This is a genomic window from Lentzea sp. NPDC006480 (assembly GCF_040611995.1).
Lineage (GTDB): Bacteria > Actinomycetota > Actinomycetes > Mycobacteriales > Pseudonocardiaceae > Lentzea.
Map to the genome: position 1 here is coordinate 51,700 of NZ_JBEXPJ010000042.1, position 10,634 is coordinate 62,333.

Genomic DNA, 10,634 nt, shown 5'->3' on the forward strand with positions numbered 1-10,634 from the left:
TTCGGGTTGGTCGTGCGCCTGGTCCTCATCGCCGTCTCCCATCCGCCTGCCGGCATCGGTTCCGGTGAACCTCGGTGGCTGGTCGCCCCCGGTTCCCCGGCCCTTGCCGCCAGTTAGCGCCGAGACGTTGAGGTCAAGGGTGGGCCTTGGCCCATCGCGCAGCGACGCCGTAGGGCGCCCTTGATGTCAGCGGCTCGGTGTTAAACGATCCCTGGGCCTCGGCGGGACCAGTCAGCATCTGAGCTACGCGTTCGCGGCCAAGTCCGCGCGGTTACCTCTGATCATGCTTTGGGAGAAGTTCCGCCTTCGGCGGTGCGCTGCCGCGCCACCACGGGACCGCGCCGCCGTGGCCGGCGGGCGGAGCGAAGCGGGAGCCCGACGTGCCCGGATGGATGCGGGCCAGGCTGGTACGCGACCGGCCTACTGCGCGCCGCCGACGCCGGCGCCTTGATCCTATAAAGCACAATTCAGCAAAGATCCTGCGCGACACGCAGACCGTCTACTGACGCACGCATAGATCCCGAGCAGATAATGCTGACTATGGCAGCCGACACATGGACCACAATCGCAGCCTTCACAGCGGCCGGCCTTTCCGTCATCAACGTCGCCGCGACCGGAATACTGAACAACAGGGTTCAGCTAAGCCAATGGCGCAGGTCCAAAGAGATTGAAATATTCGGCGACTTTGCGCAGGCAGTCAACCACTACCTTGAAGCTTGCAACAACCTGGCGTCCAGCATGGACCAGTTAGGCGACATCAATCACCGTAGTCAGCCGCCCGACGCGAATGAGACTAGCGACCTTCACGAGCAGATCGCCGTTGCTCACTCCAAGATGGACAGCGAATTCGCCAAAGTAATGCAGAAGCTGTCCGAACTAGAGGTTGTAGCAGGCATCACAGTAATAACGGAAGCGCAGGAAGTCGCACTCACTCTTCGATCAGCAATCTATTCACTGCGGCCCGGCGGACCTCAGTTCAAGATGGAGCAGTATCACAGAATTTCCAAGGACGTAGCCGAGCGTATGGCTCGCTTTACGCGAGCAGTCCGCGTTGAGATCGGCACTGAGAGCCGAATACGATTCTGGGGAAAGAAAGTCGAACGCAGCTCTGAGCGCATCTACGGAATATGATCGAGAATACAGCAGAAGACCGCTATTCTGGAATAAGATTGCCGAGCTCATCAAAGAGCTGTCCGAACTTGGGCTCATCAGGTAGAGAACGTACCTTCTCGACTACATCCACATCAGCGATACACAATTGAACGTTAGGGTGTCGATATACCAGACCCGATACCCGACTCTCCCTGTTTAGGGCACGATATATGACTGGGAAGGTACTTTTCCCCAGAACGGCTGGGTTGATCTGAAATTCGTGAAGTGCAGGATCGCTTGACGGTAGTTCTATAGCACTGATGAAACCGTGCCAATCTTCATCGTACTCACGAATCGTCATTGATCCGAATTCAGCATGAAAGAGTTCGTTGAACTGAACAGGACCACTCTCCAATGCGCCCTGAACCTTCAACACTGAAGCCATAGTGGGGCCATAGACTGCGTTCTGCGCAACGGCGGCGACCGTGTGATTAAAGGCTTCACACTCACGCGGGGACACGCTTTCATATTCAACTACGGCTCGCCATTGCCCATCTTCGTCAAGTGAGGCAATATTTCGACCCCGGTTGACCACAATGCACAGTATGACGTCGCTGGCAACGGGGATTGCATATCCAATTTGCCCCGTGTCCAGTCGTTTCATGGGGATATAACCGAGATCATTGGTAATTAGCGCCGAGGCTCTACTCGTCGCTTGCAACACGAGCCACCGCGCCGCCATTACGGGCGCGAGTAGCCGCTGAAGCCGCATAAGCCTTGCGTTATTGGCGTTGTCAGGAGAAATTCCCGGAATCTTCCCCAGGAAGGCATCGTATTGCTGCTTGTACTGCGGCCCGCGAACCAACAAGCCGCATACAAACGGGACCAGAACCTGAGCCCACGTCCTTGCAGACAACGAACCATCGCGCAGCTCACCGATGGCGACAGAAAGCTGTCTTTCGTGTTTTCCCCAAAGTTTCTCAATTGCGTACTCGTCACCGTCAACCAACGGCACCGAAGCAGGATTGAGCAAGGTGTAGACGTCATTCTCTACGCTGACGTGGTTAACCTTTTGTTTGAATGGTTGAGCCTTGCCGCGGCGCAGACAGAATAGTGTCCGATCGCGACTAGGCTGCCGATGGTCAGCAGCGAGTGCACCTAGGTAGACAGCCGGAAGTTGATGTTGCCGTCGCGGTGGTTTGTTTCGCCTACGCGGTCTCGCTGCCAACTAGTCTCATCCATTCTATAAGTTACGGAGGGATGCGAATCAGTCACCTGATTGGCCGAACTGATCCCAACGGATGTGCTGATGCTCGTGCGGCCGTAGAAGTATCGCACTTGCGTGCACCATGCGGCCATCCCGCTTAGGCACTACGCGGACGTGATCAAAAAAGGTAACTGTCGCAAATCTCCGATCGTTAGAGAAGAAGCGCCCCGGGTTCCTTTTTACCTCCTGCGTAATCTCATCAACGCTTCGCCTGAACTTCTCTTCGAGCTCAGGAGGTTCAGCCTCGATAAGGGCTTGAGCAACAGGGTTGTGCCAGTACCACCGTTGAGTTCCATTCTGCGCAATCGCGAGCACAGTCATTGGCGGAGGAGGTGGGGTGTCTGGCCAGATTTCCCTATCAATCTTGTTCATGACTTCCACATACAAAGGCCAAGCTTTTGCTAGGTTTTCAAGCGCGTCCGAGAATGGCGAGGAGTCGAGTGTCGGCTCAACGATGCTTGCCTGCTTCAACACTTCCTGCATCGCCCGGATACCGGTGATGTAGGCGAACGGGCATAGATGAATCGCCGGACCGGTCCGAATTACCCGCTGGTCGCCGATTTGCCTACTTAGCCCTAGCTCACCCCCCGATGCTCCGTGTATGAAAAGCGAGCAAAGCCGGTATGCAGGATAGAATTCATCAAGCTGAAACTTGACTGTGCGGTCCTTCAGGTTCATCTCTGACCACGAGGCACGGAAACCTTTTCCATACCGCCCCAGATGGCCTACCAGCTGACTAGCCACCTTTCGGAGCCCGTGACGTCGCTGCTCTTTAGCCTTCCGACGTTCACTTCTCTTCAAGGTATCCAGGCCGAGCTCAAACTCGTTTAGGAACTCGGCAGCAAATCCGAGGTGATCCATGTACCTTTCCGCACGGGAACTATTTGACACCACGTCAGCCATGTTCACTGCGTGCTCAATCAATGACCTGGCCGTTCGCACGGCAGATCGACCATTTCCGTCCGCAAGTTCTGACCAAAGGTTAATAAAGTCAGACGAAGCCTGATTAAACACAACCGATGCAGCTCGGTGCACGTCACCCTTATTCAGGAAGCCACTAATAAACGGCTGTCCGGCAATCAGGGCGTTGTGATAGAGAAACCCGAACCATGGTGCACGATCGGCCACCCTGTCTTCAATTCGAGCACCCTCATGAGAAAGTAGATCAGGAGTGTCGGGCGGAGGCGACGACTGAGGAAACACTAGTCCTCCATCGGCATTTCGACGGCTGTATTAGCTTGTGGATCGCTCCGGCCAGCATCTTCGTTACAGCCGGTCAACGCGAAGATAGGCAGAGACGCTTTATCGACTGCCATACGTAACGATGACCTGTACGCTCAAGCGCGATCAATGCGACTTCTTGGATCGACAATTCCACTGGCAGAGGAGAAATTTGCTCAATTCTTCCCAGAATTGAGTCCGATGCTCCGTTCGCGTTTACATAGGCAACGGAGAGATGCGGAGTGAACTCAACAGCACTCTCCGGTACTCGCTCGTTGCCCCAAACGTCTTCAATGCCTTTGCGGACGGCGTTCCTGATGGCGCTCACCGAGCTGCCGGACTCGGATAGAGAGCCAACGCTTGCGGCCGAACGGTAGCGCTTTCGAAGCTAACGTGCTGCTTCGGCACCGTTAAAAGTCTCAATGAGACTGCATCCCCTATTCGCTCGACATCACGTTCTGATACTTCGTCGACGAAGCCTAGGCCTTGCATCGTGACGTGGATCCATTCAAGTGGCACGATGTCTAGCATCACCAAGTCGTGAACAACCGACTGGTAGGTGGTAACGAGGCGATGCAGCTCAGCCTGGCGTTCAAAAGTCAGGTGCCACGTGTAGAACCGTCTACCCGGTCGCCAGCCGGGACGCCAGTACCAGTGATTGATCAATTGCTTGGCGTGCTGCCCGTCCTCATGTCCGCCCACTGGGTTACACCTCAATCGACATTCCGATGGTGCGCGGCTGGATCACCGGCATGAGCGAGGAAGGCCTCTCGCTCACCTATCAGCAACTCCTGTTCGACCGGCTCTCGTCCATCCTGAACGCGGCCGTGGAGGAGAAGATCATCCACTCCAACGCGTGTAAGGCACGGAGTGTGCAGCGGCCGTCACCGCCGGAACGCCGGATCAAGCCTTGGCCGGAGAAGCGGTTGCACTCGGTCCGGCTCGCGCTGCCTGCTCGCTACAAGCCCGCTGCCGTGCTCGGAGCTGGTGCGGGGATGCGTCAGGGCGAGATCTTCGGCTTCTCCCCCGACGACATCGACCGCGATGCACGCGAGCTCCACATCGTCCGCCAGGTGCGGATCGTGAAGAACACGCTCGTGTTCGCCCCGCCGAAGAGCAATAAGGAGCGCACCACGCCGGCCGGGGATGGCGTCCTGGACGAGCTGGACGACTACATGGAGGAGTTCCCGCCGGTCGCGGTCACACTGCCCTGGGAGAAGCCTGACGGGAAGCTCGTGACGGTCCGGCTGCTGATGACGACGCCGGACGGGAACGCCTGCCGACGACAGAAGTTCAACATGGGCGTCTGGCGGCCCACCTTCACGAGGGCGGGCCTCGTGTACGTCAACCAGGACGACGGGATGCACGCACTACGGCACCTGTACGCGTCCTGTCAGCTGGAGGGCGGCGTCTCGGTCAAGTCGCTGAGCATCAACCTCGGACACCACGATCCGGGCTTCACGCTGCGCGTCTACACCCACCTGATGCCGTCCAGCGGCGACAAGAGCCGCAAGGCCGCCAACGCGCTCTTCAAGCCGAAGAAGCGGGCTGACGGCCTGGAGACGGCCTGACAAGATCATCTAGCTAGAAGACACAAGGTCAGGAGTACATCGCGAGCCAGATGGCGATGTAGTGGCAGATCGCCGCCACCACGGTCGCCGCGTGGAAGAACTCGTGATACCCGAACACCTGCGGCCACGGGTTGGGCCACCGAGTCGCGTAGAAGACAGCGCCAGCGGTGTAAAGCGCCCCACCCACCAACAGCAACACCAGTGCCGCAACCCCGGCGTGGTGCAACAGCTCAGGCAGTACGAAGACGGCAACCCAGCCCAGGGCGATGTAGATCGGCACCCCGAGCCACCGCGGCGCGTGCGGCCAGGCGAGCTTCAACGTCACGCCCAGCACGGCACCGATCCACACGACGGTCAGCACGATGCGCCCAGTAGAAGCATCCATCGCCAGCAGAGCGAACGGCGTGTAGGTGCCGGCGATGAACACGAAGATCATCGAGTGGTCGAGGCGCTTCATCCACGTGCGCACGCGCTCGGACTTCCACGTCACGCGGTGATAGAGCGCGGAGACGCCGAACAAGCCGAGCACGGTCAGGCCGTAGACCGAAGTGGCCAGCGCGGCGCGTGCGGACACTGTGGACGCTGCAAGGGCGATCAGGGTCGCGCCTGTCGCCACGGAGGCGATGAAGGACCAGAGGTGCAGCCACCCACGAAGGCGCGGCCGCAGTCCGGGCTGTGGAGGAATGGTCGCTGTGGTCACAAGAAGCCAGGTTACGCGACCGTAGGTTTCGGACCATGACGCAGTGATGAAGCTTGCACGGCGTACGCTGTTCGGACGTGGCACTCCGCACCCGTGTGAAAGACGTCGCTATCCACTTCTACGAGTGGATTCTCCGGCGCGAGCTGAGCGGGACACAGGTGCCCAAGCACGTCGGTGTGGTCCTCGACGGCAACCGGCGGTGGGCGCGCGAGGCCGGGTTCACGGACGTCGCGCACGGGCACCGGGCCGGCGCGCGCAAGATCCTGGAACTGCTCGAGTGGTGTGGTGACAGCGGTGTCGAGGTCGTCACTCTCTGGATGCTCAGCACCGACAACCTCAACCGGCCCGCCGAAGAGCTGGCGCCGTTGCTCGACATCATCGCCGACATCACCGACGAGCTCGCCGAGGACGGCAAGCCGTGGAAGGTGCGGCACGTCGGCGCGATCGACATGCTGCCCCAGGAGCACGCCGAGCGGCTCACGAACGCGGCGAACAAGACCAAGGACCGCAAGGGCATTCAGGTCAACGTCGCGGTGGCGTACGGCGGCAGGCAGGAGATCGCGGACGCCGTCCGGAAGCTCCTGCAGTCGCACGCCGAGCGCGGCGGCACCATCGAGGAGCTGGCCGAGGTCCTGGACGTCGACCACATCGCCGAGCACCTCTACACGTCCGGGCAGCCGGATCCGGACCTGATCATCCGCACGTCCGGTGAGCAGCGGCTCTCCGGGTTCATGCTGTGGCAGTCCGCGCACTCGGAGTTCTGGTTCTGCGAGGCCTACTGGCCCGGCTTCCGGCGCACCGACTTCCTGCGGGCCATGCGCGAGTACGCCAAACGCCACCGCAGGTACGGGAACTGACGCGAAAGGGGCGCTCACCGCGATCGGTGAGCGCCCCTTTCACAGCAGTGACGAGATCACTCGTCGTCGCCCCACTCGACACCGTCTTCGATGCCGCCCGCGGCGCAGGTCTCGGTGATGGAGGGCGAGTTCACCGGAACCGCTCCACCGAACACACCGACGTTGTTGCCGCACACGCCGCCAACCAGGTTCAGGTTGTTCGCGTTGCCGACGACCAGCAGCGGCGCGTTCTCCCACTCGTGGCCCTGAACGGCCATCGCCGGGGAACCGATGGCAATGAACGCGGCGGCCACACCGAGGGCGGCGCCTGCCTTCTTCAGCACGATTTTTCTCCTCATGAAGGTTTTAACGGGGTGAAACAACTCTGGGGGCGCCATGAATGACGCCCCCAGAGGCAGAACTAAAAGGGAGATCAGCCCTCGTCGACGATGCCGCCGGCGGCGCAGGTCTCGGTGATCGACGGCGAGTTGATCGGCACGGCACCACCGAAGACGCCGACGTTGTTGCCACAGGCACCGATCGTGCCGTTGAGGTTGTTGCCGTTCAGGGCAACCAGCAGCGGGCCGTTCTTCCAGTGGTGTCCACCGTGGCCGTGGCCTTCGCCGGCCATGGCGGCCGGGGCGAACGCAAGGGACAGCGCAGCTGCGGCGGCAACCGCGGCACAAACCTTCTTCACGTCAATCTCCTTCATGTCGGGTTATCCCCGTCATTTCCGGAGTCTTCGGGGATCTCCGGAGGGTGGGGTCTCCGGGCGGAGACGCTATCGGTGAAGATCTCGATTGACCGCCTCCGTGACCCCATTGTGTGACGTCAAGATCAACAACATTCCCCGATCAGGTGGCCTTTTATTCACGATTCGGTCGCGAGTAAGCCCCTGTGGTAGACGCCGTACGCTCTCCGACTCATGGACGCTGACGAGCTGGTGCGCGGATATCTGGTTCTCGGGCTGCGGCTCGGGCGCCTCGTGTCCGGGTTCGTGGACTCGTTCACCGGCGACCCCGCGCTGAGCCGCGCCGTCGACAACGAGCCGCGCCTCGACCCGAGGGCACTGGCGGGTCACGCGCGGCAACTCCAGGGCGAACTCGGCGCCGCAGACCTCGCCGACCAGCGCAAACAGTTCCTCCACGCACATCTCCGAGCGCTGGAGTGCACCGCGCGCAAGCTCGCCGGCGAGCGCGTCACGTTCGTCGACGAGGTCGAGCAGTACTTCCAGGTCCGCATCCGCCCCGGCGACGAGGACGCGTACGCGCAGGCCCACCGCAACCTCGACGCACTGCTGCCCGGCGCCGGTTCGCTCGCCGAGCGCCTCACCGCCTACCGCGCGGCCGACGAAGTGCCCGTGCGCAGGCTCCAGGGCGCCGTGCAGGCCGTCTCCAGCGCGCTGAGGGACCGCGTACGCCGCAAGTACGCGCTGCCCGAGCAGGAGATCGTCGAGTACCAGGTCGTCACGAACAAGCCGTGGAGCGGCTTCAACTACTACCTCGGCGGCTACCGCAGCCGGGTCGCGATCAACGCCGACCTCGGCCACCGCATGTCGAACCTGCCGCACCTGGTCGCGCACGAGTCCTATCCGGGCCACCACACCGAGCACTGCCGCAAGGACGCGGGCCTGGTCGCCAAACGGGGCCACGCCGAGCAGTCGATCTTCCTGATCAACACGCCGCAGTGCCTGATGGCCGAGGGCATGGCGGACCTCGGCCTGCACGCCGCGGTCGGGCCCGGCTGGGGCGTGTGGACGGAGCAGATCTTCCGCGACCTCGGGTTGCGAATGGACGGCGAACTGTCCGAAAAGGTCGAGTCGGCGGCATCGGGCCTGCTCACGGTGCGGCAGGACGCCGCTCTGCTGCTACACGATCGGGGTGCGGATCAGGATGACGTGGTTGCACATCTGCGCAGGTGGCTGCTAGTCCCCGACCGTCGCGCACGGCAAATGGTTCGTTTTCTGGCAGACCCGCTGTGGCGCGCGTACACGACCACATACGTCGAAGGAGTGCGCCTGGTGAGGGCGTGGCTGGACGTCCGCGCGCCCGGCGAGTCGCTCGACTCCCGCTATCTGAGACTTCTCGACGAGCCCCTGACCCCGAAATCGCTGGAAACCCAGGTGCGGGACGGTCTGTCGTGGTTGGCGCGCAACACGCAGGAAAACAGCATCTGACCAGCAAAAACACGGCTACGGTCACGTTTCGGGTTGTTTTCGCGCAGGTGACAAATCGGGATTCACCTGTGTGGCTTCATGCAGACGGGGTACTTCCGCAGGTAACTTCAAAAGTGGCGGGACGCGACCACTGCGGACCGCGCAGGGAGGTCCTGATCGTGGCTGACAACGTCGCGAGGGGGCCGGCACCCGGCCCTCGTGGTCGACCTGCCTGACGCCTCACCGGCGGACGGCAAGACGATCAATCAGGGTTGTGCCTGGCCCAGCGAGGAGCGGACGCGGGTGCCGCGTTCGTGAGGGAGTTGCCGTGAACGCACGACGTCCCGCGAGCCGTACCTCAGGCTCATCGCGCAGTTCCTCCCCCAGGCGCAAGTCCGCCGCTCCAGCCTTGACGACATATGTGCTGGACACGTCGGTACTGCTGTCCGATCCTCTCGCCCCCACCCGGTTCGCGGAGCACGAGGTCGTGCTCCCGCTCGTGGTGATCAGCGAGCTGGAGGGCAAGCGCCACCACCCCGAACTGGGCTGGTTCGCCAGGGAGGCGCTGCGTCTGCTCGACGACCTGCGCTTGCGGCATGGTCGCCTCGATTCGCCCATCCCCATCGGGGATGTGGGGGGCACCTTGCACGTCGAGCTCAACCACTCCGACCCGGAGGTGTTGCCATCAGGTTTCCGAACGGACTCCAACGACGCCCGAATCCTCGCCTGCTCCCTCAATCTCGCTGCTGAGGGGCGCAACGTCACCCTGGTGACGAAGGACATGCCGCTGCGGGTCAAGGCCGGATCGGTCGGCCTGCAGGCGGAGGAGTACCGGGCGCACGACGTCACCCTGTCAGGCTGGACGGGAATGTCCGATATGGACGTTCCACAGTCCCTGGTGGACAGCCTGTTCAAGGAGAACGTCGTCGACCCGACCCAGTACGAGGACCTGGAGCACATCGCGGAAATGCCCTGCCACACCGGAGTCCGGTTGCTGGCGGGCACCTCGAGCGCTCTGGGCCGGGTGACCGCGGACAAGCAGATCAAGCTGGTGCGCGGAGATCGGGAGGCGTTCGGACTGCACGGAAGGTCCGCTGAGCAGCGGATCGCACTGGACCTGCTGCTCGACTCCGATGTCGGCATCGTCTCGCTGGGCGGGCGTGCGGGCACCGGAAAGTCGGCGCTGGCGTTGTGCGCCGGCCTCGAAGCGGTGATGGAACGCAGGCAGCACCGCAAGGTCGTGGTGTTCCGGCCGTTGTACGCGGTCGGTGGCCAGGAGCTCGGATATCTGCCGGGTAGCGAGAACGAGAAGATGGGGCCGTGGGCGCAGGCGGTGTTCGACACGCTCGGCGCACTGGTGAGCCAGGCGGTGCTGGAGGAGGTGCTGGACAGAGGCATGCTCGAGGTCCTGCCCCTGACCCACATCCGCGGCCGCTCGCTGCACGACTCCTTCGTGATCGTCGACGAGGCGCAGTCGTTGGAGCGCAACGTGTTGCTGACCGTGCTGTCGCGGCTGGGCAGCAACTCGCGGGTGGTGCTGACGCACGACGTGGCGCAGCGCGACAACCTGCGGGTCGGCAGGCACGACGGCGTGGCGGCGGTGATCGAGAAGCTGAAGGGCCACCCGCTCTTCGCGCACGTCACCCTGACCCGCTCGGAGCGTTCGCCGATCGCGGCCCTCGTCACCGAGATGCTGGAGGACTACGCCTCCTAAGTGAGCCGTGAACGGCGCTTTCGGCCTGCGGACGAGCCTGCCCAGGACCAGCTGCAGCGAGGTGCCGTTGCGGTACAT

At 62.1% G+C, this 10,634-nt stretch carries 10 protein-coding genes and 1 pseudogene; 5 read left to right on the forward strand and 6 right to left on the reverse strand.

What is annotated here, in order from left to right; all coding sequences use genetic code 11:
• The first annotated feature begins 540 nt into the window (after positions 1-540).
• Positions 541-1,131: a hypothetical protein gene (locus ABZX92_RS18975; protein ID WP_355560668.1), complete on the forward strand. Its 591-nt coding sequence runs from the start codon at positions 541-543 to the stop codon at positions 1,129-1,131.
• Positions 1,132-1,153: 22 nt separating this feature from the next.
• Here the strand turns inward: ABZX92_RS18975 and ABZX92_RS18980 are convergent, their stop codons facing one another.
• The 3 genes and pseudogenes from ABZX92_RS18980 to ABZX92_RS18990 all read right to left on the reverse strand — a co-directional run.
• A complete protein-coding gene (locus tag ABZX92_RS18980) occupies positions 1,154-2,320 on the reverse strand; it encodes a DUF4238 domain-containing protein (protein WP_355560671.1) in 1,167 nt (388 codons plus the stop codon).
• Between the two features lie 39 nt (positions 2,321-2,359).
• Entirely contained in the window at positions 2,360-3,487 is a 1,128-nt protein-coding gene (locus ABZX92_RS18985) for a DUF5677 domain-containing protein (RefSeq protein WP_355560674.1), read from the reverse strand.
• 148 nt (positions 3,488-3,635) lie between these two features.
• Positions 3,636-3,911: pseudogene (locus ABZX92_RS18990) on the reverse strand (hypothetical protein); the annotation flags it as partial.
• A gap of 400 nt (positions 3,912-4,311) precedes the next feature.
• On the opposite strand from ABZX92_RS18990, the gene ABZX92_RS18995 reads away from it, so the two are divergent.
• On the forward strand, positions 4,312-5,151 hold the full coding sequence (locus ABZX92_RS18995) for a site-specific integrase (protein WP_355560676.1): 840 nt from the start codon (positions 4,312-4,314) through the stop codon (positions 5,149-5,151).
• 28 nt (positions 5,152-5,179) lie between these two features.
• Here ABZX92_RS18995 and ABZX92_RS19000 read toward each other — a convergent pair whose 3' ends face one another.
• A complete protein-coding gene (locus ABZX92_RS19000) occupies positions 5,180-5,851 on the reverse strand; it encodes a hemolysin III family protein (protein ID WP_355560679.1) in 672 nt (223 codons plus the stop codon).
• Positions 5,852-5,928: 77 nt separating this feature from the next.
• On the opposite strand from ABZX92_RS19000, the gene ABZX92_RS19005 reads away from it, so the two are divergent.
• Entirely contained in the window at positions 5,929-6,708 is a 780-nt protein-coding gene (locus ABZX92_RS19005) for an isoprenyl transferase (protein ID WP_355560682.1), read from the forward strand.
• Positions 6,709-6,764: 56 nt separating this feature from the next.
• On the opposite strand, the gene ABZX92_RS19010 is transcribed toward ABZX92_RS19005, so the two are convergent.
• Together ABZX92_RS19010 and ABZX92_RS19015 are read right to left on the reverse strand one after the other, a co-directional pair.
• Positions 6,765-7,031 (reverse strand): hypothetical protein, encoded by a 267-nt coding sequence (locus ABZX92_RS19010; protein ID WP_355560685.1) that lies wholly within the window; start codon positions 7,029-7,031, stop codon positions 6,765-6,767.
• Between the two features lie 89 nt (positions 7,032-7,120).
• Positions 7,121-7,384, reverse strand: coding sequence for a hypothetical protein (locus tag ABZX92_RS19015; RefSeq protein ID WP_156212730.1), 264 nt, complete (start codon positions 7,382-7,384; stop codon positions 7,121-7,123).
• A gap of 228 nt (positions 7,385-7,612) precedes the next feature.
• Here ABZX92_RS19015 and ABZX92_RS19020 point away from each other — a divergent pair, with 228 nt between their 5' ends.
• Positions 7,613-8,863: a DUF885 domain-containing protein gene (locus ABZX92_RS19020; protein WP_355560688.1), complete on the forward strand. Its 1,251-nt coding sequence runs from the start codon at positions 7,613-7,615 to the stop codon at positions 8,861-8,863.
• 400 nt (positions 8,864-9,263) lie between these two features.
• On the forward strand, positions 9,264-10,556 hold the full coding sequence (locus ABZX92_RS19025) for a PhoH family protein (protein ID WP_355560697.1): 1,293 nt from the start codon (positions 9,264-9,266) through the stop codon (positions 10,554-10,556).
• Positions 10,557-10,634 lie beyond the last annotated feature (78 nt).